General features: G+C 29.1%; 22 protein-coding genes. 20 read left to right on the top strand and 2 right to left on the bottom strand.

What is annotated here, in order from left to right:
• The first annotated feature begins 3 nt into the window (after nt 1–3).
• The 17 genes from H0I23_RS14850 (at nt 4) to purD (ending at nt 18,444) form a co-directional block, all read left to right on the top strand.
• Nucleotides 4–1,689 carry a hypothetical protein gene (locus H0I23_RS14850; RefSeq protein WP_216784070.1) on the top strand — a complete coding sequence of 562 codons (1,686 nt, stop codon included), beginning with the start codon at nt 4–6 and terminating at the stop codon, nt 1,687–1,689.
• 7 nt (nt 1,690–1,696) lie between these two features.
• The gene (locus tag H0I23_RS14845) at nt 1,697–2,752 is read left to right on the top strand and encodes a hypothetical protein (RefSeq protein WP_216784069.1); all 1,056 of its coding nucleotides are present in this window, start codon (nt 1,697–1,699) and stop codon (nt 2,750–2,752) included.
• 3 nt (nt 2,753–2,755) lie between these two features.
• Nucleotides 2,756–3,799, top strand: a complete 1,044-nt coding sequence (gene rfbB / locus H0I23_RS14840; protein ID WP_216784068.1) for a dTDP-glucose 4,6-dehydratase — start codon at nt 2,756–2,758, stop codon at nt 3,797–3,799.
• 10 nt (nt 3,800–3,809) lie between these two features.
• Complete coding sequence (rfbA, locus tag H0I23_RS14835; RefSeq protein WP_025616205.1) at nt 3,810–4,679, top strand: glucose-1-phosphate thymidylyltransferase RfbA; 870 nt, start codon at nt 3,810–3,812, stop codon at nt 4,677–4,679.
• A complete protein-coding gene (rfbC, locus tag H0I23_RS14830) occupies nt 4,676–5,218 on the top strand; it encodes a dTDP-4-dehydrorhamnose 3,5-epimerase (RefSeq protein ID WP_216784067.1) in 543 nt (180 codons plus the stop codon). The genes rfbA and rfbC overlap by 4 nt, the downstream gene beginning before the upstream one ends.
• Complete coding sequence (gene rfbD, locus H0I23_RS14825) at nt 5,219–6,082, top strand: dTDP-4-dehydrorhamnose reductase (protein ID WP_216784066.1); 864 nt, start codon at nt 5,219–5,221, stop codon at nt 6,080–6,082. It begins immediately after the preceding gene.
• A gap of 5 nt (nt 6,083–6,087) precedes the next feature.
• Complete coding sequence (locus H0I23_RS14820) at nt 6,088–6,600, top strand: hypothetical protein (RefSeq protein WP_216784065.1); 513 nt, start codon at nt 6,088–6,090, stop codon at nt 6,598–6,600.
• Between the two features lie 63 nt (nt 6,601–6,663).
• Nucleotides 6,664–7,992, top strand: a complete 1,329-nt coding sequence (locus H0I23_RS14815; RefSeq protein WP_216784064.1) for a flippase — start codon at nt 6,664–6,666, stop codon at nt 7,990–7,992.
• A complete protein-coding gene (gene murB, locus H0I23_RS14810) occupies nt 7,982–9,112 on the top strand; it encodes a UDP-N-acetylmuramate dehydrogenase (RefSeq protein WP_216784063.1) in 1,131 nt (376 codons plus the stop codon). The genes H0I23_RS14815 and murB overlap by 11 nt, the downstream gene beginning before the upstream one ends.
• A 5-nt stretch (nt 9,113–9,117) precedes the next feature.
• The gene (locus tag H0I23_RS14805) at nt 9,118–10,191 is read left to right on the top strand and encodes a polysaccharide pyruvyl transferase family protein (protein ID WP_216784062.1); all 1,074 of its coding nucleotides are present in this window, start codon (nt 9,118–9,120) and stop codon (nt 10,189–10,191) included.
• 28 nt (nt 10,192–10,219) lie between these two features.
• The gene (locus H0I23_RS14800; RefSeq protein ID WP_216784061.1) at nt 10,220–11,506 is read left to right on the top strand and encodes an O-antigen ligase family protein; all 1,287 of its coding nucleotides are present in this window, start codon (nt 10,220–10,222) and stop codon (nt 11,504–11,506) included.
• Nucleotides 11,507–11,510: 4 nt separating this feature from the next.
• Nucleotides 11,511–12,617, top strand: coding sequence for a glycosyltransferase (locus H0I23_RS14795; protein WP_216784060.1), 1,107 nt, complete (start codon nt 11,511–11,513; stop codon nt 12,615–12,617).
• A 325-nt stretch (nt 12,618–12,942) separates the two neighbouring features.
• Nucleotides 12,943–13,851 (top strand): O-antigen ligase, encoded by a 909-nt coding sequence (locus H0I23_RS14790; RefSeq protein ID WP_216784059.1) that lies wholly within the window; start codon nt 12,943–12,945, stop codon nt 13,849–13,851.
• 4 nt (nt 13,852–13,855) lie between these two features.
• Entirely contained in the window at nt 13,856–14,695 is an 840-nt protein-coding gene (locus H0I23_RS14785) for a glycosyltransferase (protein WP_216784058.1), read from the top strand.
• Nucleotides 14,696–14,760: 65 nt separating this feature from the next.
• Nucleotides 14,761–16,113, top strand: a complete 1,353-nt coding sequence (locus H0I23_RS14780; RefSeq protein ID WP_216784057.1) for an exopolysaccharide biosynthesis polyprenyl glycosylphosphotransferase — start codon at nt 14,761–14,763, stop codon at nt 16,111–16,113.
• Entirely contained in the window at nt 16,114–17,094 is a 981-nt protein-coding gene (locus H0I23_RS14775) for a UDP-glucuronic acid decarboxylase family protein (RefSeq protein ID WP_216784056.1), read from the top strand.
• 78 nt (nt 17,095–17,172) lie between these two features.
• On the top strand, nt 17,173–18,444 hold the full coding sequence (gene purD, locus H0I23_RS14770) for a phosphoribosylamine--glycine ligase (RefSeq protein ID WP_216784055.1): 1,272 nt from the start codon (nt 17,173–17,175) through the stop codon (nt 18,442–18,444).
• A 46-nt stretch (nt 18,445–18,490) separates the two neighbouring features.
• On the opposite strand, the gene H0I23_RS14765 is transcribed toward purD, so the two are convergent.
• Nucleotides 18,491–18,712: a uracil phosphoribosyltransferase gene (locus H0I23_RS14765; protein ID WP_216784054.1), complete on the bottom strand. Its 222-nt coding sequence runs from the start codon at nt 18,710–18,712 to the stop codon at nt 18,491–18,493.
• Nucleotides 18,713–18,751: 39 nt separating this feature from the next.
• Here H0I23_RS14765 and H0I23_RS14760 point away from each other — a divergent pair, with 39 nt between their 5' ends.
• Genes H0I23_RS14760 through H0I23_RS14750 form a run of 3 tightly spaced genes read left to right on the top strand, consistent with a single transcriptional unit; the run spans nt 18,752 to nt 21,377 of the window.
• Nucleotides 18,752–19,684, top strand: a complete 933-nt coding sequence (locus H0I23_RS14760; RefSeq protein ID WP_216784053.1) for a DUF6427 family protein — start codon at nt 18,752–18,754, stop codon at nt 19,682–19,684.
• Nucleotides 19,685–19,720: 36 nt separating this feature from the next.
• Nucleotides 19,721–20,323: a DUF4254 domain-containing protein gene (locus H0I23_RS14755; protein ID WP_216784052.1), complete on the top strand. Its 603-nt coding sequence runs from the start codon at nt 19,721–19,723 to the stop codon at nt 20,321–20,323.
• A gap of 16 nt (nt 20,324–20,339) precedes the next feature.
• A complete protein-coding gene (locus H0I23_RS14750; protein ID WP_216784051.1) occupies nt 20,340–21,377 on the top strand; it encodes a glycosyltransferase family 9 protein in 1,038 nt (345 codons plus the stop codon).
• Here the strand turns inward: H0I23_RS14750 and H0I23_RS14745 are convergent.
• Nucleotides 21,374–21,988, bottom strand: a complete 615-nt coding sequence (locus tag H0I23_RS14745; RefSeq protein WP_216784050.1) for a TetR/AcrR family transcriptional regulator — start codon at nt 21,986–21,988, stop codon at nt 21,374–21,376. The genes H0I23_RS14750 and H0I23_RS14745 overlap by 4 nt on opposite strands.
• Nucleotides 21,989–22,170: the final 182 nt, after the last annotated feature.

Below are 22,170 nucleotides of genomic sequence, written 5' to 3'. Positions count from 1 at the left end.
CACATGAGCACAACAAAAAATACAACCCGAGCACAAGAATCTACAAACGCTATTGAGCGCCTATACATAACCATGCGTCATTTATTTAATCGTGGTTTTTATAAGCCAATGGGTGTTTCTGGTGAAACCTTGAGAAACGCACTTCTGCAATTAAGACCTGAAATTTATGGTACTATTGCTGATGAAAAAAGTGAACTAAATGGTTTAATCTATGTTTTAGAAAGGTTGCCAGAAGGTATAGAGCAATGCCGATTCATAAATTTAACGTCTGATGAAGGCTATAGCAAATCTCATTTTCAAGCAATTGTTCCACCAAAGCGTAGAAGAAATTGCTATAGAATTGATGATGAGCAAATGAATATTGAAATAACAAGAGGTAGATCTGATATTTATGATATTCTAACACATCTTACTTTTTTATTCATCGAATCTTATAAAATTTCGAAAAGAGTTTTAATCGGAGATACAGAAAAAACTATTAGAGATTGGGATAAATTAGAAAGTGCCGTTAATAAAACGAAGCTAACTCAAGCCGAGAGAGAAATTGCAATTATACATACCGCTAATATTTTAGGAAGGTCTTTTGCAGAAATAATGGAGGTTTATGAAAAATTTGCTACTAAGAAAAATCCAGATAGATTTTTAAAAATAATATATTGGTTGGGTAAATTAGCTATAGAGGAAGAGCTTACATCTGATAAAAGAGCTATAACATTTACACCATTATTAAGAGAGCGATTAGGGCACCATATACACGGAGAAAGATGGGCTGATGGAATTAAGTCTACTTTAAAAACTGCAGGATTAATAGATAGACCTATTCATATTATTAGTGCCAACATGCATAGTGTTATGAATTCTTTATTTGCTAAAAAAGCACTAGCTAAAGAATTCCCAAATAAAGAATCTTTAGAAATATATGAGCAGCTTAGCTCATCTGAAAACACCGCTTTACGTAAAAAAATTACAGATATTGCTCTAAAAAATGGCATGATTGCTATTGATGATCTTTCTGGTACTAATATAGATGTACAAATATTTGATACTGCTAAGTTCACGGATGATGTTTGTTGCTATAGTTTCTCTAAAGATATTCCTAGTGAGAAAAAACCTATTATATTTGTAATGGATTACGCATTTGGTGAGCAAGCGTATGAAACAATAGATGAATTATTAAGACCATACAAATTCAAAAAAAACCAAGAGGTATTTTTAGATATTGAATCAATATCGATAATGGGTAAAGCTGGTATTTTAGAAGGTGGAAAAGGAGATTTAATGATTCCTTCTGCTCATATCTTTGAAGGAACTGCTGATAATTATCCTTTTAAAAATGAGCTTTGTGCTGATGATTTTAAAGATAAAGGCTTAAAAGTATTAGAAGGTACTATGGTTACTGTTTTAGGTACATCATTACAAAACAAAGATATCCTTAAGTTTTTCCATGCTTCTACATGGAATGTGATTGGTTTAGAAATGGAAGGTGTTCATTACCAAAAAGCAATACAATCTGCATCTAAAATACGTAAAAGTATTAGAGAAGATGTTAAAGTACGTTATGCCTACTACGCATCAGATAATCCTTTGGAAACTGGTAGCACATTAGCTTCTGGTGGACTAGGGACTACAGGAGTTAAACCAACATACCTAATAACTGAAAAGATATTAGAACAAATTTTTAATAATTAAAACCATAATGAGCGACCAACTGCCACAAAAACAAAACAACTCTTCTGATGAGATAGATTTAGGTCAATTATTCCATTTAATAGGAAATGCTTTTCGAAAAGTATTTAGTACGATCGGAAAAGTATTTAAATCGCTATTTGGAATTGTTATTTTATTCTTATTATTTCTTCAAAAACATTTTTTAAAATTTGTTATTGCAGGTGTAATTGGTTTAGCTATAGGTATATTTTTAGATTTCAAAAAAGAGCCTGAATACATCTCTTCAATGGTTGTAGAGCCAAACTTTAATAGTGTTCAACAACTATATAACAATGTTAATTTTTACAATGAATTAGCTGAAGCACAAGACTCAACTGCTCTAGCCGAGGCTTTAGATATTTCAGTAAAAGAAGCTTTTTCTATCAAAAAATTTAATGTTGAGTCATATTCAGATGAAAATCAAAAAGTTTTATTATTTGATAAGTTTGTTCGTAGTTTAGATACTACTACACAAAAGGCTATTGATATGGAAGCCTACCTTAAAAACTTCAATTCATTTGATGCTCGTTTTCACACCATATCTGTAACTGCTACTGATAATAGTATTGCTAAAAAAATTCAACCTTCAATAATAAATTCTATTTCTAGAAATGATTATTTTAATTTACAAAAGGAGACTTCTGATAACAATTTAAAATTACAGGAAAGTGTATACAGTAAACAAATTTCTGAAATTGACTCTCTACAATTACTATATAAAAAAGTAATGCTTAAAGAGGCAGATAAGCCAATGCAAGGCACAAACATAAACCTTGGCGAAAATGGTAGAAATGAAAACAAAGAACTTTCTTTAATTAATAAAACAGAAGAGCTTAAAGAAAAGTTAGTTGAACTCAATGAAGAAAAAGCCAATAAATCTAGCATTTTAAACGTTATATCTGCTTTTCCGAGAAAAGGAGTTCAACTTAAAGGAATTTGGAAAAGTTATAAATTTTTAATCCCTTTTAGCTTTGTAATAATAACGATGTTTATTCTAATATTGCTTCTATTAAACGTATACCTTAAAGATTACAAAAAAGAATAATCTATGAAAATTCTAATTACTGGTGGTGCTGGCTTTATCGGATCTCATGTTGTACGTAGGTTTGTAACAAAATACCCTGCTTATCAAATTTTTAATTTAGATGCGTTAACTTATGCAGGAAATTTAGAAAATCTTAAGGATATTCAAAAATCCGAAAATTACACTTTTCTAAAAGGAGATATTACAGACGCTAAGTATATCGATTCTATTTTTAAAGAATATAATTTTGATAGTGTTATACACCTAGCAGCTGAATCTCATGTTGATAGATCCATTACTGATCCATTAGCTTTTGTAAAAACAAATGTTATCGGAACAATGAATTTATTAAATTCAGCAAAAGAATCTTGGAAAAATAATTTTAAAGGAAAACGTTTTTACCATGTTAGTACTGACGAAGTTTACGGCTCGTTGGGTGCTAATGGCTTGTTTACAGAAAGCACTTCATATGACCCTAATTCACCTTACTCCGCTTCAAAAGCAAGTTCAGATCACTTTGTAAGAGCTTACGGAGAAACATATGGTTTACCTTATATAATTACTAATTGTTCTAATAACTATGGTCCTAATCATTTTCCTGAAAAATTAATACCATTATTTATAAATAATATTATTCATAAAAAGTCACTTCCTGTTTATGGTGATGGTAATTATACTCGTGATTGGTTATTTGTTGAAGATCATGCAACAGCAATAGACCTTGCTTACCATAAAGGAGAAAATCACGAAACGTATAATATTGGAGGCTTTAACGAATGGAAGAATATTGATTTAGTAAAATTACTGTGCAAATTAATGGATGTAAAACTAAATCAAAAAGAAGGAGAAAGCGAAAAACTTATTACCTATGTAAAAGATAGGCCTGGCCATGATTTACGTTATGCAATAGATGCTTCCAAAATAAACAAAGAATTAGGCTGGGAACCCTCAGTAACGTTTGAACAAGGTTTGGAAAAAACTATAGATTGGTTTTTACAAAATCAAGATTGGTTAGATAATGTTACCTCTGGCGATTATAAAGAATATTACTCTAAAATGTACCAATAAACTAAATTATATGAAAGGAATAATTTTAGCAGGAGGTTCTGGAACTAGACTACACCCCTTGACCTTATCAGTAAGTAAGCAATTAATGCCTATTTATGATAAACCAATGATTTACTACCCTTTATCAACTTTAATTTATGCTGGTATAAATGAAATACTAATTATTTCAACACCTAAAGATCTTCCTTTATTTGAAGACTTGTTAGGTGATGGTACAAAATATGGCTGTAAATTTGAATATGCTGTACAAGAAGAACCTAACGGATTAGCAGAAGCATTTATTATTGGTGAAGAGTTTATCGGAAATGACAAAGTAGCTTTAATACTTGGCGATAATATTTTTTATGGATCAGGATTAGCAAATTTACTTCAATCAAATAACGACCCAGACGGTGGTATTATATATGCATATAGGGTACATGATCCTGAGCGTTATGGAGTAGTTGAATTTGATAACGAAGGGAAAGCTATAAGTATTGAAGAGAAACCCTTAGAACCGAAATCTAATTATGCTGTTCCTGGAATTTACTTTTACGACAATGAAGTTGTAAATATTGCAAAAAACATTACCCCTAGCCATAGAGGTGAACTTGAGATTACAGACATTAATAAAGTATATTTAGAGAGGAATAAGTTAAGCGTAAGCATTCTTGACAGAGGTACAGCCTGGTTAGACACCGGCACATTTCAATCACTTATGCAAGCATCTCAATTTGTTGAGGTCATAGAAGAAAGGCAAGGATTAAAAATTGGCACTATTGAAGGTGCTGCCTATGAAATGGGTTTCATCAATAAAGACCAACTAATTGCTCTAGCTGAACCACTAATGAAGAGTGGATACGGGAAAAACTTATTAGGTATTTTAAATAAAGATAAATGATTGTTAAAGAAACTTACTTAAAGGGTTGTTTTGTAATTGAACCAAAAGTTTTTGAAGATGATAGAGGTTATTTTTTTGAAAGTTTTAATGAAAACACTTTTGAAGAATTAATTGGAAAAGTACACTTTGTTCAGGACAATCAATCTTTTTCGTCTAAAGGTGTTGTTAGAGCAATACATTACCAAATAGGAGATCATTCTCAAGCAAAATTAGTTAGAGTTTTAAAGGGAGTTGTTTTAGACGTAGCTGTTGATTTAAGGAAGAATTCTCCAACTTTTGGAAAACATTTTTCAATTGAACTTTCTGAAGATAATAAAAAACAATTATTTATACCTAGAGGATTTGGACATGGGTTTTCAGTTTTAAGTGAAACTGCTGAGTTTTTTTATAAGTGTGATAATTTTTACAATAAAGAATCAGAAGGTGGAATTATTTATAATGATAAAAGTTTGAATATAGATTGGAAAGTAAATCATGATGATTTAAATGTTTCTACCAAAGATCTAGAATTACCAACTTTACAAAATGCAAAAAATTAAATGATTAGTGATTTTAAAATTTTAGTTACTGGAGCAAATGGACAATTAGGAAAATGCATACAAGATGTAGCTAAAAATTATCCTCAGCATACTTTTCATTTTAAATCATCAAAAGATTTAGATATTACGAACAATTCGCAAGTAGAAAATTTATTTAACAAAGAAAAATATGATTACTGCATTAATTGTGCAGCATACACAGCAGTTGATAAAGCCGAACAAAATCAAGAAAAAGCTTTTTTAGTAAATGCAGATGCAGTAAAACACATAGCAGAGGCCTGTAAAGCAAATAAATCTACTCTTGTTCACGTGTCTACAGATTTTGTTTTTGACGGCCTTAAAACATCTCCATATACAGAAAAAGATAGTGCAAAACCAATAAGTGTTTATGGTTCTTCTAAATTAAAAGGGGAACAATACATTCTAGAAATACTAAAAGAGCATTTTATAATCAGAACTTCATGGGTATATTCTGAGTATGGAAATAACTTTGTAAAAACAATGCTTCGTTTAGGTAAAGAAAGAGATGAGATTAGTGTTGTAAACGATCAATTTGGCTCACCTACACATGCAAAAGATTTAGCTGTTTTGATTTTAAAAATCATTGATTTAAAAACAGAAGATTATGGTATTTACCATTATAGTAATGAAGGAGCTATAAGTTGGTACGATTTTGCTAAAAAGATTTTTGAGTTAAATAAAATTGATATAAAAATTTCTCCCATCCCTACAAATGAATATCCTACCCCTGCAAAAAGACCTGCATATAGTGTTATGTCTAAATCTAAGATTAAAAAAGTATTAGATATAGAAATACCAAATTGGGAAAATAATATTTTAGATGTAGTAATTTCAAAATCATAATAGATATGAAATTAGTGATTTTATTTTGTGCTTTTTTAACTTTTTCAACTTGCAAAAACACAACTCAAACTGAAAGCGAAAAAATTAATGATTATTTAATTATTGATATTAAGGCAAAAGTTCTAGAAGATGATATTTTTGAAATATACTATTCTGAAGATCCTAAAGACTTATATCTTCCGGAGAATAAAGTAAGAGCTAATGTAAAGGGGGGGGCAAATTTTCAAAACATACATTTTAAATTTCCTGACAGAACATATCCAATGAAATTTAGAATAGATATAGGATTAAATAGAAACGAAACAATTATAGAAATCTTAGAAATAAAATTATCCACAGGTAAAAACAGTAAAACCTTTTCTGGTTCAGAAATCGGAAAAAATTTTAGAACCAATCAATTTATTCAATATAACCCTAGTTCCAATAGCTTTAATCGTCATATTTTAAATGGAGCTTACGATCCATTTTTATTAAGTTTAGACCTATCTGATGATATTGTAAATTTATTTAGTGACTAAATAAAATAGTGCTTTGTTCAAAAATATCAACAAAATGCATTTATCAAAAAAATTATGAATTAGATGGGTTATAAAACTATCAAAAAAGGGATAATAATTAATGCATTATGGGCTATAGTTTCCAAGCTTTTATCTGGATTAAAGTTAATTATTATTGGTGTAATTGTCGCAAGACAATTAGGGCCAGATGAATTTGGCGCATATAGTTATACGATTAGTTTTGTAATGTTACTTTCTGTGTTGGCAGAATTTAGACTTCATAATATTTTAATTAGAGAAATTTCAAAAGATGAAATAAATACTGAAAAAATTCTAGGTTCAGCATTTATTACTTGTCTTTTTTTTTCAATAATTGGTTATATAACTCTTTTAATTTTAGTAAATTTTATTGAAGAAGATAGTGAATTGAGGTTTTATATTTTAATATATGGGCTAACATACTTTTTTCAAACACTTCGCTTTTTAAGAGCATTCTTTATTGCGAAATTTCATAACAAAACTATTTTTAAAATAGAGATAATTGTTGGCCTACTAGTTTTATTAACAGCTGGTATAGTTAGCTTATACAGTAACTCAATATTGTTATATATATTGATAAGAATGTTTGATCTCTTAATGGTTTCATTATTATTAATAATGTTTTATCAGATTGGTTTTAAAAAAGTTAAACAATGGAAATTTGATAAAAAAATAAGTAAAGAACTAATCATTAACTCATCTCCATTAGTTCTTTCTAGTTTAGCACTTGTAATATTTCAACAATTTGATCAAATAATGATTAAACATTTATTGAACGAATATTCAGTTGGTCAATATAGTGCAGCAGTATCAATTATAAGCCTTATTGTTTTTATTCCTATGGTGTTAACTGATGTAATTAGCCCTTCATTGATAAAAAGTAAAATAAATAGTAAGTCAACTGATTATTTAAAAAAACTTCAATTATTTTCAGATTATATTACATGGGGAAGTATAATTCTATGCATTTTAATAACATTTCTTTCTCCAATAATAGTAAATTTGATTTACGGTGACAAATACCTTGATTCAATAGAAATTTTAAAAGTATTTACCTGGCAAAGCGTTTTCATTGCTATGGGAGCGGTAGCTGCTCAAATAATGATTATTGATAATAAACACCAAGTAGCATATATAAAAAGTCTTGCAGCTGGTATTCTTAATATTGTTTTAAACTTTATTTGGATACCAAAATATGGCATTATGGGAGCAGTTTGGGCTTCCCTTGTTGCTTATGTAACCTCATCTTATATTGCTCATTTTTTTATAAAAAGATATAAGTATATTTTCTTTATACAAACAAAAAGTTTGTTTTACGGATTGGTAAATATCTTTAATGACTTAAAAACGATTAACAGAAAAAATGATGATTGAAAAAAATATTTCATTAAAAACATCAAATACTTTTGGCTTAGACGTCATTACTGATAGATTTTTTTCATTTTCTAATTTAGAAGAATTAAAAGAATTTATTACACAATTTGAAGGCGACTTAAAAGAAATTTTAATTCTTGGAGGGGGAAGTAACATGCTATTCTCTAAAAATTATGAAGGGATTATAATACACCCTAAAATTGATTTTATAAAAACCATTAAAGAAACAAATGATGACATTTTTCTCGAAGTTGGCTCTGGAATAAATTGGGACTACTTTGTAACTTTCTGTGTTAAAAAGAAGTATTATGGAGCAGAAAACATGTCACTTATACCTGGCAATGTTGGAGCTACAGCTGTTCAAAATGCTGGAGCGTATGGTACTGAAGCTAAAGATTTAATTATAACCGTCAAGGCTTATGATTTACACGAAAAAAAAGAAGTAACTCTCTCTAACGAAGAATGTAATTTTGAGTATAGAAATTCTATTTTTAAAACTGAGAATTATAAAAATAGAATTCTTATTACATCGATAGTTTATAAACTATCAAAAAAATCAAAATATGATTTAAAAATGAATTCTTATTCTGGTAATTATATTTCAAAACGTTTTAAGTACTGGAAAGAATTTTTTACGCACTTAAGAAAAAGTGTAAACTTAAAGTCCGTACGCGACAAAAAACTACTTGATTATCGATTTCTTAAAAATTTATTAGAAGACTCTGGGCTATTACCTCTATCGATAAAAAGGAGAATAGTTATAAAAACCAGAACTTCTAAACTTCCCGACATAAATGAATTAGGTAACGTTGGGAGTTTTTTCAAAAATCCAATAATTTCAATTGATAAAGCTAACCAATTAAAGGAGGCTTACCCCGATGTCATATTGTTCCCATACTTAGAAGATAAAATGAAAGTTTCTGCAGCATGGTTAATAGACAAATGTGGATGGAGTGGAAAAAGAATTGGAGGAGCAGGTACCTTAAAGCACCTACCACTTACTATTGTAAATTATGGTAATGCAACCAGCGAAGATATTATTACCTTAGCAGCAAAAATAGAAGAATCTGTTTTATTGACATTTGACGTCATCATAGAAAAAGAAGTCGTTTTAATATAAAAAATATGAAAGTATATATTATAAATTTCCACCATGTTTTAAATTACGGAGCTGTATTTCAAGGGTATGCTTTGTGTCAGTTTTTAATAGAGAATGGTTATGATGCTAAAATTATAGACTACAGACCTTCTTACTTTTTATCAAGAACATATAGACCTGCTAAAGGTTTGATGAAAACTGCAAAAAAAGTAGGTATGAATTTAAATTTTTATAAATTCAGAAAAAACCACTTTAAGCTGACTGAAAAAATATTATACTCTCAAAAAGACTTAGTAAAGTTTTTCGAAAACTCTGAAGACGCGTTTATATGCGGAAGTGATCAAGTTTGGAATGCCAAAATAACAAATGGCAGAATAGATCCAGGTTATTTTTTAGATTTCGTTCCTAAAACCGCTAGAAAAATTGCTTACGCTGCAAGCATAGGACATACTAAGTTTAATAGAGAGCATAAAAATGATATTTCGAACAAACTACAATCTTTTAGTTCAATTTCGGTTAGAGAGGATTTTGCAAAACAAGAAGTGTCAGAAATATCTAATAACCTTGTTAATCCAACACTAGTTTTAGATCCAACACTGATTTTAGATGACTACTCTGCTGTTTTAGATCTTGAGTTAGTACCTAAAGAAGATTACCTTGTTGTTTACACAACAGAAGATAGTAATGACTTTAGGAAATATATTCAGATACTTTCAGATATTTTGAAAATAAAAGTAATTAACTTAGGTCATTATGACGCAGGCAAAGAAGCTGAGAATTACACTAATATTCACCCGTCTAAATGGTTAGGTTTATTTTCTAAAGCAACATATGTTTGTACAAATTCATTTCATGGGACAGCCTTTTCTATTATTTTTAAAAGGAACTTCACTGTATTAGGTAGAGAAACTATGAAGGATTTAAATAGAAGACAATTGACTTTAATGTCAAATTTAGGAATTGAAGAAAGATTCATTCACTCCGTAAATGACTTTAATAAAGATCTTCACCTAAAAGAAATTGATTACAATAAAATAGAGAAAAAAAGAAAAGAGTTAGTCGCAGATTCCAAAAAATTCTTATTAGATGCATTAGCATAATAAATAAACCAATCAAGGTTATATAAGTATGAAATCAATTATTAATAAAATTGTATTATTCTTTGTGCTATTGGATAATATTTTTTTACCAATAGACATTGGTGTTGATTTTAGACTGAATTATCTTGTGATGATTATTTATATAATTTATTATGCCTGTACGCATAAATCAGTTAATTTAAATAAAAAAAAAACCTTATTATTTATTACTGGTCTTATTTTATTTTTGATAATTACGATATTAACTGCTGAATCATATCTTTTAGTAATTAAACAATTAGTTCTAATATCCATAACACTCACTTTTTCATACCTATTATTAAATTCATATAAATTTGACTACATAAAAATTTTTAAAGACTATATACTACTTATAACATTAGCTGGTATAATAGTAGTTATACAATTTATTGGGACTAAAACTAACCTTACTTTTTTAGTAGATTACTCTTATTTAGGCTTAGACACTGGAGGAATTAGGTTAAATGCTCCTAGAGGACGTTTTCACTCTTGGTTTTACGAACCTTCATTTATGGCTTATGCATTTATGCCAGTAATCTTCATAGCTGTAGCTAGGCTATTCGGAATTGGAAACTTACTTTCTTTACGAAGGTCAATTTTTCTAATCGTAATTCTTTTTATGGCAAAGTCGACATTAGGCCTACTTGGTCTTCTGTTAAGTATGTTAGTTTTAATCTTATCAAAATATCCGATTTATAAAAAACCTATCTTTCTTGCTTGCCTAATAATTGGGTTATTTGTTAGTTCTTTTTTAATTTATAAAATACCAGCAGTTAAATTTCGAGTTGATGAAACATATACTCTTTTTACAGCTAAAAAAGTAACTTCAAAAGAAGTTGCAAAAACAAACTTGAGCACATATGCTCTCTATAGTAATTTTAAAATTACTGAAGCCTCTCTTAAAGAGGCTCCTCTTTTAGGAACCGGAATTGGAACGTATGAATTAAATTATGATAAACATTTAAATAATGTAATCCCCACTAGTAATTGGAGAAATAATTTCAAAATTAATAGACAGGATGCAAATAGCCTATTATTTAGAATGTTGGTAGAAATTGGTTTTATAGGTACCTTTCTATTATTGTTTTCTATTTTTAAAAATAGAATAAAGTATAATATTAAAGACAACGTAATAACACAAAATTTGTGGGCGATAAATAATGGTGTTTTAATACTCTTAATATTACGCTTTCTAAGGCAAGGTCATTATACGATGTTAGGTTTTATTTTAATGATTTTAATCTATTATTTATCTAGCCAAGCAAGCAAACAGAATAGCTCAAATTTAATCTAGGCATATGCAGAAAAAACAAGTAATAGTAATATCTGGAGTTAATATAATTGAAGCTGGGCCTCTTTCTGTTATGAAGGATTTTCTAAATCAGTTATCCAAAATAAATAATGATTCTTTAGAAATAATAGCACTAGTAAATTCAAAAGACTTATTCAACTTTCCTAATATAAAATATATAGAATTTCCAAACTCTAAAAAAAATTGGTTCTATAGAATATATTATGAATATTATTATTTTAAAAAATTATCATTAAAAATAAATCCATCAGTTTGGATTTCAATGCATGATATGACTCCAAATGTTAGTTGTGAAAACCTTTATGTTTACTGCCATAATGCTACCCCATATTATAAACCCACTTGGAAAGATTGGATTTATGGAGGAAGAGCTTCTTTATTTAGTTTGTTTTACATTTATTTATACGCAATTAACATAAAGAAAAACAAAGGTGTTATTGTACAACAAGATTGGCTAAGGAAAGAATTTGAACAAAGATTTAATCTTAAAAATGTCATTGTAGCATATCCTGATATTGATTTAACAGATATCAAACCAAACTACTCAAATAAAAAAGTAGACACCACTGTTAAGGAGATGTTCTTTCCCAGTTTTCCAAGATCTTTCAAAAATTTTGAAGTGATTTGTGATGCATATAAAAAACTACCTGAGAATTACAAAAACCGTCTTAAAATATATCTAACTTTAGATGAAAGTTTGAATTCATATGCTAAATACATTCATGAAAAATATAAAGATCAAGAAGGACTCTGTTTTATAGGTCTTATAGATAGAAAGAAAGTTTTTGAATACTACGAACAGGTAGATGCTCTAGTCTTTCCTTCAAAGCTTGAAAGTTGGGGTTTACCTATAACTGAGTTTAAAAAATTTAAGAAACCGATTTTTTTATCTAATTTACCTTATGCAAAAGAAACATTAGGCAGTTATGAAAAAGGTTATTTTTTCAATCCAAAAAATTCATCTGAATTAATGAACCTTATGAAGCTTCTTGTTGATCAGAAGTTGGAACCTAACCCTACACAGCAAATAAAAATCAAACCACCTTTTTTTGTTGGATGGAAAGATCTTTTTAATAATTTAATAAATGATTAAACTTTTTAATAAAAAAATAGACGTCCGTTTCTATTTTCTTGCTTTAGTTTTATGCTTTCCTTTCTATAAATATAATATAATATCTATATCTATTGGATTGTTTGGGATAGTTAGCTTATCGTCTTTTATATATTTTAAAGAAAAGTTTGAAAAGAAAAATATATTATATTTTTTATCAAGTGCATCATTTGTCCTGTTAATGATGGTCAGTCTATTATATACCGATAACTTAAAAGAAGGTTTAACTAGAGTTCAACAAAGTTCAAGTGTTTTAATTTTATCTTTTTTTATCCTTTTTTTTATAAAAAAAATCACAGTTAATCAATTGAATAAATTGATTGCGGTATTTAACACAGCATGCCTATTATTTACGGTGTATGTTTTCTTTGACATCTATAGATCTGGAGCTTATAATTTCATATTTCAAGAGGAAGTAACTTTTTGGAATAATCCATTTAGGATTGTTCTAAAAAATTTAAATGTGCATCCATCATATTTTTCAATATGGTTGCTATTTTGTTCAATTTTCTTAATAGATAAACTTTTAAAAGGCGTACAATCTAGATTAGGAAATATATTAATAATACTACAAGTTGTTTTTTTCCTGTTCACATCAATTTTATTTGCATCAAGAGCAACTTTAATAGGCTTCTTTATTGCTGTATCTATTCTTGTTTTCTTAGCCATTAAATCAAAAATTAAAAGGCTTGTTGCTACTGCATCCGTTATTTTAATTATTGTAATTTCAGTAACACAAATATCATTTTTGAGGGTTAGGTTTTTAGATGAAATTAACGCTCAAAAATTAAGACCCCCTGTTGGTATCGCACATACATCTTCAAATATTAGAGTTGGTATCTACCAATGTGCATTAGAAATATTTAAAGAAAATCCAATTATGGGTATTGGTGTCGGAGACGTTCAAGCAAAATTAAATAATTGTTATTTGCAATTTCACACAAGAGTATATGAAGAAGGGAATTACAACTCACATAGTACGTATTTAAATTTATTACTTTCTGGAGGTGTATTTGCTCTATTACTATTTTTGAGTTCATTATTTTTGCAACTGAAGTTAGCTCTCAAATTTGAAAACTATGTTTACTTATCGTTCATTATACTAATAATACCATTTTTCTTATTCGAAAATGTACTTTCAAGAATGCATGGCGCTGTTTTTTATGGCTTATTTAATGCACTTTTTTTAAAGCAAATTTTATCAACTAAAAAATAAACCAATGAAAATTTACGATTTAACAATATCTATTGTTCTTTATAATACAGATTATGATGAAATTATAAATATTATTAAAAAATTTAAAAACGTAAAACTTGAATACAGAATATTTCTAATTGACAACTCACCTAAAGACACCTTAAAACATAAAATTGATAACTCAAATAATGTTGAATATATATATACGGGGAAAAATGTAGGATTTGGCTCGGGTCATAATATTGGCATTAATAAAGCAAAAGAAATATCAAAATACCACTTGGTATTAAATGCAGATGTTGATTTTGAATTTTCTATAATACCCATTATTATAAAATATATGGATGAAAATCAAGATGTCGGACTTCTAGCGCCTAAAATTCTTAACTTTGATGGTTCTATCCAATATTCTGCAAAATTATTACCAACACCATTAAATTTAATTGTTAGAAGGTTTTTACCTATTAATTATATTCAGAACAAATTTGACTATCACTATGAGTTAAAATTTTTTAATTTTGACAAAATAATTCAAGTACCATATGTAATGGGCTGCTTTATGTTCATAAACACAAACGTTTTTAAGACTATTGATGGATTCGACGAAAGATTCTTTATGTATCCAGAGGATATTGATTTAACTAGAAGAATTTATAACAAATATAAAACCATCTATTTTCCTTTAGTTTCCATAAAGCATAAACATGGTAAAGGTTCTTATGAAAGCAGTAAATTACTTTACTACCACGTTACGTCTATGATTAAGTATTTTAATAAATGGGGATGGATATTTGATAAGGAAAGAAAATTAATAAATAAAAAAATATTATCTCAGTTTACTAATTTGGATTCAAAAAATTAATACCTACTAAATATTAATTTTAGAAAAACTTGATTTGACTCAAAAAGAAAAACTTAATTTGTAGTATGATTTTTAAAAAACATCGATTTTCTAATTTATTAAACCCTATTTCTTACATAATAGATTTAGCAATAATAAATTTGTTTGGTTCATACATTCTTACAAGTTTTCAGAATCCTTTGTTATTCCATTGTGTTATTTCATTAGCATGGGTTACAATATCAATTATAAGTAAATTTTATACAATATATCGACATACTAGAGTTACCTATATTTTAAAATTATTAATGACTCAATTCTCATTATTTTTTTTAATTCTATTCTCTTTTGTAGGTTTTTTTAAGCAATTTGATATAAGTAGAATTCTTTTATTAAAGTATTTTTTAATTGTTACTTTAATTATTTTCTGCTCAAAATTCATCAACTATGCCTTAATAAAAAAATTCAGACAAGTTGTCAAAGGAAACCTTAGGAATGTTATCGTTATAGGAAAAAATAAAAAAACTGATCAATTAATATCTGTATTTAAAGAAAGAACAGATTATGGATATCATTTTTTAAACCAATTTGACGTAAAAGATCCTCAATTCGATTTAAATAAAATTTTTGAATTCATTACCTATAATAATGTAAGCGAAATTTATTGCTCAGTATCTGAATTAAAGAACCAACAAATTAGCTCAATTATCAGCTTTGCCGATAACAACCTTAAGTTACTCAAATTCATTCCCGATAACAAGAATATTTTTTCAAAAAAATTAAAATTCGAATACTACGATTATATCCCTGTGCTTTCTCTTAGAGATATTTCATTACATAATCCTTTTAATGCTGCATTAAAAAGAGCTTTTGATATTATATTTTCTATTGTAGTTATTTTAGGTATTTTATCTTGGTTAACACCTATAATCGCTCTTGTTATAAGACTTGAATCAAAAGGACCAATATTTTTCAGACAACTCCGAAACGGAATAGATAACAAAGAATTTTATTGCTATAAATTTAGATCTATGGGCCTAGATAATGGTGGTGATAAGTTTCAAACGGTAAAAAATGACATGCGTGTTACCAGAGTTGGAAAATTTATAAGAAGAACCAGCATGGATGAATTGCCACAATTTTATAATGTTTTTTTTGGTAACATGTCTGTCGTTGGTCCGAGACCGCATATGTTAAAGCTATCTCTAGAATATGATACCATAGTAGATAAATACATGCTTAGACAATTAGTTAAACCAGGCATTACAGGTTTAGCTCAAGTAAAAGGGTGTCGAGGTGAAATTGAAACAGATTCAGATATTATAAATAGAGTGAAATTTGATATTTTTTATGTTGAAAATTGGTCTCTAATATTAGATTTTAAAATTATAGTCCAAACAGTTCTAAAAGCAATTGTCGGTGATGAAAAAGCAATATAAATGAAAAGAATACTTATAACAGGTGCCGCAGGGTTTTTAGGTTCACATTTATGTGATCGATTTATAAAAGAAGGGTATTCTGTAGTTGCTATGGATAACCTAATTACAGGAGATTTAAAAAACATAGAGCACCTTTTCCCTTTAGAAAATTTTGAATTTCATCATCATGATATTTCAAACTTTGTACATGTTAGTGGACATTTAGATTATATATTACACTTTGCATCGCCAGCTAGCCCTATCGATTATTTAAAAATACCTATTCAAACACTTAAAGTAAGTTCGTTAGGTACATTAAACTTATTAGGCTTAGCAAAACAAAAAAAATCACGAATTTTAGTTGCATCTACTTCTGAAATTTATGGCGATCCATTAGTACACCCGCAGACTGAAGATTACTATGGGAACGTAAGTTCTATAGGTCCAAGAGGTGTTTATGATGAGGCAAAACGCTTTATGGAGTCGCTTACAATGGCCTACCACCGTTACCATGGTGTAGATACTCGTATCGTTCGTATTTTTAACACATACGGCTCTCGTATGCGTTTGAATGATGGTCGTGTTGTTCCTGCTTTTATGGGGCAAGCTCTAAGAGGTGAAGATTTAACAGTTTTTGGTGACGGATCTCAAACACGTTCTTTCTGCTATGTTGATGATCAAGTAGAAGGTATTTATCGATTATTAATGAGTGATTATACTGACCCGATAAATATTGGTAACCCACATGAAACTACTATTCTTGAGTTCGCGCAAGAAATTATTAAACTGACTGGCACAGATCAAAAAATAATCTTTAAGCCTTTACCACAAGACGACCCATTGCAACGTGAACCAGATATCACTAGAGCTAAAGAAATTTTAGGATGGGAGCCAAAAGTCCAGCGTGCTGAAGGTTTAAAAATCGTTTATGATTATTTTAAATCATTATCTTCTGAAGAGTTACAGAAAAAAGAACACCGTGATTTTTCTAAACAATCTTAACCAATTATATTATAATATTCCGACCATTAATACCTATTGATTCAACTTCAATAGGTATTTTTGCCAAAATCTTCTCTTATGAACATTCTTATTCTTGGTGCAGGTGGTAGAGAACACACACTTGCATGGAAATTAAAACAAAGTCCGAAACTTTCTAAACTATTTGTTGCCCCAGGTAATGCAGGTACTGCTGCCATTGCCACAAACTTAGCTATTGGTGTAAACGATTTTGAAGCTATTAAAAACGCTGTAGTTTCAGAAAAAATAAATATGGTCATTGTTGGTCCTGAAGATCCTTTAGTAAATGGTGTTCATGATTTTTTCTTGAATGATGAAATATTAAAAATTATTCCGGTAATTGGCCCACAAAAGGCTGCTGCCACTCTTGAAGGTAGTAAAGATTTTGCAAAAGAATTTATGATGCGTCATAACATTCCAACCGCAGCTTACCAGAGCTTTACTTCTGAAACTCTTGAAAAAGGATATCAATTCTTAGAAACGCTAAAACCACCTTACGTTTTAAAGGCAGATGGTCTAGCAGCCGGAAAAGGTGTTCTTATTTTAAAAGATTTACAAGAAGCTAAAGACGAGTTGAAAGAAATGCTTGTTGGCGCCAAATTCGGATCAGCAAGTACTACCGTTGTTATTGAAGAATTTTTAGACGGAATAGAATTAAGTGTCTTTGTTTTAACTGATGGTAAAAATTATAAAGTATTACCAACGGCAAAAGACTACAAACGTATTGGTGAAGGTGATACTGGTTTGAATACTGGTGGTATGGGTGCTATTTCTCCTGTTCCTTTCGCTAATAAGGAGTTTATGGACAAGATACATGACAATGTAATCTTACCCACCGTAGAAGGTCTTAAAAAGGATAATTTACCATATAAAGGATTTATTTTTATTGGTTTAATTAAAGTTAATAATAGTCCTAAAGTAATAGAATACAATGTTCGTTTGGGTGATCCTGAAACAGAAGTTGTTATTCCAAGAATTAAAAATGATTTACTAGAGGTTTTTGAAGCTGTTGCTAACCAAACTTTAGATCAAATAGATTTACAGTTAGATGAACGCACTGCAACAACCGTAATGGCTGTTTCTGGTGGCTACCCTGAAGCTTATGAAAAGGGAATTGAAATAACTGGTTTTGATAAAATTGATGATGCTACTGTTTTTCATGCAGGAACTACATTGAAAAACAATGCTGTTGTTACTGCAGGTGGTAGAGTTTTAGCAGTTACTGCTTTTGGAGTCGATTTTAAAGAGGCTTTAAAAAAGTCTTATGAAAACATGGAAAAAATACAATTCGATAAAATGTACTATCGAAAAGATTTAGGATTTGATCTTTAAACATAAAAAAGCCCTTTTCTTAAGAAAAGGGCTTTTTTAAAATGTTTTATAAGTAAGAGTGTCCAGTTACATCTTTTCTTTCTTCTCCACTATCGTTATATTTTTTCAACTGTAGCATCCAATAAACAAAGGCAATACTACCAATAATCATAAATATCCAATTTAGTGTGTTTGATGCCCACCAGCTCTCCATAAATCGTAATGCATCTAACGGTGCAAAAAGTACGTTTACAAATAAATCTTCAATCGCTTTAAATAATGATTCCATCTTAATTATATTTACAAAGCAAAAATATAAAAACCGTAGATGATTTCAAGCATTTTTGGCAAAACAAAACCAATTAATTATATAATTGTACTTACTTTCCTGTTTGTATTCTATTTTGTTGCCGTATTTTCTCTATTCTCGAAGCTCTATGAACACGAAAATTTAATAGAAGAAGTTATAACTTTAGCTACTTTAATATTTAGTGTTTTTATCATAAATTTTATCATTAAACGTAATAAAATTACAGAGCCACACTCTTTTACAATTTTATTTTTTACGTTATTAATAGTACTATTTCCTGAGGTTTTAATAGACCATAACTCCGTTTTTTGCACATTTTTCATGCTTTTAGCAATCAGGCGCCTGGTTAGTATAAAATCTTTAAAAAATATAAAGCTAAAACTCTTTGATGCTACATTGTGGGTTGTAATATCTAGTCTATTTTATGATTGGGCACTACTATTCATATTTTTAATCTTTGTTACTATTTATTTATACGAACCTAAAAATATTAGAAACTGGTTTGTTCCTATAATCGGTTTATTAACTGTTTTAATAATTAGCTTAGGTGTTTCTACACTTTTAAATCAAAACGATTTTTTAATTAAACATTATACTTTTTCTATAAATATTACATTAGATTTTATTTATGTTTGGCAAAATAGTATCAAGCTATTATTATACGCTATTGCAACGTTAACATTGATTGTTCTCACATTCATTAAACTATCAAACTCAGGTCAAGGTAGAATTAATACCATGCGCTTAATTACCGTGTATTTCGTTTTAGGTTTGGTAATAACACTACTTAAATCGTCAAACGCAATAACACCAATATTATTAACCTTTTTCCCTACCTCAGTATTCTTATCTAACTATATTGAAACTATTAAAAAGCCTAATATTAAAGAGATTTTACTAATTGCGCTTGTTCTAATTCCATTCCTTGCCTTATTGGGTCGATTTATTTAAAACAAATAAAATATCTTTGTACAAAACTTAGTATATATGTTTAGTGATTTTGCATTTTCCATTTTCGAAGAAAGTATAGATAAATATCATATCAAAGATGATGTATACCAATCTTTTGAAAACCCTTACCCTAAAGATGAAGTTGCTCATTTATTATACCGAAAAAATTGGATTGACACAGTTCAATGGCATTATGAAGATATTATTCGGGATCCGAACATAAACCCAACAGACGCTTTAGTTTTAAAACGAAAAATTGACGCTAGCAATCAAGACAGGACAGATTTAGTTGAGTATATTGACAGTTATTTTTTAAATAAATATCAGTCAGTACAATTAAAAGAAGGTGCTACTATAAATACAGAAAGTCCGGCCTGGGCAATAGATAGATTATCAATTCTTTCGCTTAAAGTTTATCACATGAAAGAAGAAGCAAACAGAACGGGCGCTTCACAAGATCATCTAAAAAAATGTCAAGATAAACTAGCAATTCTTTTAGAACAAAAAAAGGATTTATCAACTGCAATAGATCAATTGCTTGAAGATATTGAAAAGGGAAACAAATACATGAAAGTCTACAAACAGATGAAAATGTATAATGATGATGAGTTAAACCCTGTTCTTAGAGGTAAAAAATAAGCCCTAATTTAAAAACATGTTACAACACAAGCACCTATTGGTTATCAGGTTATCTGCAATGGGTGATGTTGCCATGACTGTTCCTGTACTTCTTGCATTAACACAACAGCACCCTGAAATAAAAATTACTTTATTGACTAGAGGTTTTTTCAAACCCATGTTTTCACAACTACCAAATGTTACAGTATTCGAGGCAGATATAAAAGGAAAACACAAAGGTGTTTTAGGACTTTTAAAGCTTTACAAAGAATTAAAAGCTCTAAAAATTGATGCTGTTGCCGATTTACACAATGTGCTTCGTAGCAACATTCTCAAAATGTTTTTTAAAAGTACAAGAATTCCATTTATTCAAATTAAGAAAGGCAGAAGTGAAAAGAAAAAATTAACTGCTGAAAAAAATAAACTATTTGCCCCTTTAAAAACAACACATCAACGCTATGCTGATGTTTTTAAAGAATTGGGTTTTAATATTAAATTAAACAACGCAAACCTTCTATCTAAAGAAAACGTATCAGATACAACTCAAGATCTTATTGGAAAGGATACTAAAAAATGGATTGGTATAGCTCCATATGCAGCTTTTTCTGGAAAAATGTACCCGTTGAATATGATGGAAAAAGTTATTTCTATTTTAAATGTTACCAATACGTATAAAATACTGCTATTTGGTGGAGGACCATCAGAAACAGAGCAATTAAACAAATGGGCAACTACCTATGAAAACGCAACTAGTTTAGCTGGAAAAGTATCTTTTAAAGAAGAATTAGCTGTTATTTCTAAATTAGATGTAATGATAGCCATGGATAGTGGAAACGCTCACTTAGCCGCAATGTTTGCAATACCTACTATAACGCTTTGGGGCGTAACTCACCCTTATGCTGGTTTTTACCCTTTTGTTCAAAAAGAAGAAAATGCGCTTACAGCAGATAGGGAAAAATACCCTTTAATACCGACTTCTGTATATGGCAACAAATTCCCCGAAGGATATGAAAATGCTATGAAAACTATTTCAATTGACTCTGTTGTTGAAAAAATAACCGAATTAACGAATTAAGCTGTTTGCTTTGATGCCATTGCTTTAAAGTAGAATTTTAACTGTTGCATATAACGGTATCTTAAAGCAGATGCTGTACCTTCTACCATTAAAGACCTTATTCCGATATAAGAAGACATAATGTATGATGCTACACCCTCACAGTCAATATGACGGTCTACATAGCCATTAAATTTTCCTTTTTGCAAAGATGAAACTAAATTAACCTCCCATATTTTTAAAGTATCATTCAGGTACTTCATAATTTCAGGGTTTTTACCATTAAATTCACTTATAAAATTACTTAAAACAAAACCATAATCATTCTCATTATGCTCTGCTGTTTGTAAAGCATCTTCAATACAATTAGTAATTAAGTCTAATGGATTATCATGTCCTTCAATAGGTTCAATTAGCATGCTATACACTTTACGTACTACTAGGTTTTGTAAAATTGATATGAAAAAATCTTCTTTAGATTTAAAGTGATAATAAAAAGCACCTTTAGATAAAGACAACTCTTTTAAAATATCATCTACACTAGTATTATAAAATCCATTCTTATAAAATAACTCTAATCCTGCTACTTGCATTCGCTGAACAGTAGCCATACTCTTTAAATTTTTTTCCATGATTTGGGGTTTTAGGAAATTAACAAACAGACCGCAAAGTCTTTTACAAAAATATAATCTCATATAAGAAATAGATTACAATAAAGGTGAAAACCTAAAATATTTCGGTGAAATGTAAAATACATGCAATAAAATACCATTCACCGAAACCCTTTTAAACTGCCTAGTCGGTTTAAAAGATC

This window comes from Cellulophaga sp. HaHaR_3_176 (assembly GCF_019021925.1).
Taxonomy (GTDB): domain Bacteria; phylum Bacteroidota; class Bacteroidia; order Flavobacteriales; family Flavobacteriaceae; genus Cellulophaga.
This window is presented reverse-complemented; position numbering and strand designations above follow the sequence as displayed.

Excerpts from the sequence above, each read along its gene's own strand:
- rfbA (WP_025616205.1), top strand. The coding sequence starts at position 3,810 with ATGAAAGGAATAATTTTAGCAGGAGGTTCTGGAACTAGACTACACCCC.
- H0I23_RS14750 (WP_216784051.1), top strand. The coding sequence starts at position 20,340 with ATGTTACAACACAAGCACCTATTGGTTATCAGGTTATCTGCAATGGGT.
- H0I23_RS14765 (WP_216784054.1), bottom strand. The coding sequence starts at position 18,712 with ATGGAATCATTATTTAAAGCGATTGAAGATTTATTTGTAAACGTACTT.
- H0I23_RS14760 (WP_216784053.1), top strand. The coding sequence starts at position 18,752 with ATGATTTCAAGCATTTTTGGCAAAACAAAACCAATTAATTATATAATT.
- H0I23_RS14795 (WP_216784060.1), top strand. The coding sequence starts at position 11,511 with ATGCAGAAAAAACAAGTAATAGTAATATCTGGAGTTAATATAATTGAA.
- murB (WP_216784063.1), top strand. The coding sequence starts at position 7,982 with ATGATGATTGAAAAAAATATTTCATTAAAAACATCAAATACTTTTGGC.
- rfbB (WP_216784068.1), top strand. The coding sequence starts at position 2,756 with ATGAAAATTCTAATTACTGGTGGTGCTGGCTTTATCGGATCTCATGTT.
- H0I23_RS14785 (WP_216784058.1), top strand. The coding sequence starts at position 13,856 with ATGAAAATTTACGATTTAACAATATCTATTGTTCTTTATAATACAGAT.
- H0I23_RS14755 (WP_216784052.1), top strand. The coding sequence starts at position 19,721 with ATGTTTAGTGATTTTGCATTTTCCATTTTCGAAGAAAGTATAGATAAA.
- purD (WP_216784055.1), top strand. The coding sequence starts at position 17,173 with ATGAACATTCTTATTCTTGGTGCAGGTGGTAGAGAACACACACTTGCA.
- H0I23_RS14775 (WP_216784056.1), top strand. The coding sequence starts at position 16,114 with ATGAAAAGAATACTTATAACAGGTGCCGCAGGGTTTTTAGGTTCACAT.
- H0I23_RS14780 (WP_216784057.1), top strand. The coding sequence starts at position 14,761 with ATGATTTTTAAAAAACATCGATTTTCTAATTTATTAAACCCTATTTCT.
- H0I23_RS14850 (WP_216784070.1), top strand. The coding sequence starts at position 4 with ATGAGCACAACAAAAAATACAACCCGAGCACAAGAATCTACAAACGCT.
- rfbC (WP_216784067.1), top strand. The coding sequence starts at position 4,676 with ATGATTGTTAAAGAAACTTACTTAAAGGGTTGTTTTGTAATTGAACCA.
- H0I23_RS14845 (WP_216784069.1), top strand. The coding sequence starts at position 1,697 with ATGAGCGACCAACTGCCACAAAAACAAAACAACTCTTCTGATGAGATA.
- H0I23_RS14805 (WP_216784062.1), top strand. The coding sequence starts at position 9,118 with ATGAAAGTATATATTATAAATTTCCACCATGTTTTAAATTACGGAGCT.
- H0I23_RS14815 (WP_216784064.1), top strand. The coding sequence starts at position 6,664 with ATGGGTTATAAAACTATCAAAAAAGGGATAATAATTAATGCATTATGG.
- H0I23_RS14820 (WP_216784065.1), top strand. The coding sequence starts at position 6,088 with ATGAAATTAGTGATTTTATTTTGTGCTTTTTTAACTTTTTCAACTTGC.
- H0I23_RS14745 (WP_216784050.1), bottom strand. The coding sequence starts at position 21,988 with ATGGAAAAAAATTTAAAGAGTATGGCTACTGTTCAGCGAATGCAAGTA.
- rfbD (WP_216784066.1), top strand. The coding sequence starts at position 5,219 with ATGATTAGTGATTTTAAAATTTTAGTTACTGGAGCAAATGGACAATTA.
- H0I23_RS14800 (WP_216784061.1), top strand. The coding sequence starts at position 10,220 with ATGAAATCAATTATTAATAAAATTGTATTATTCTTTGTGCTATTGGAT.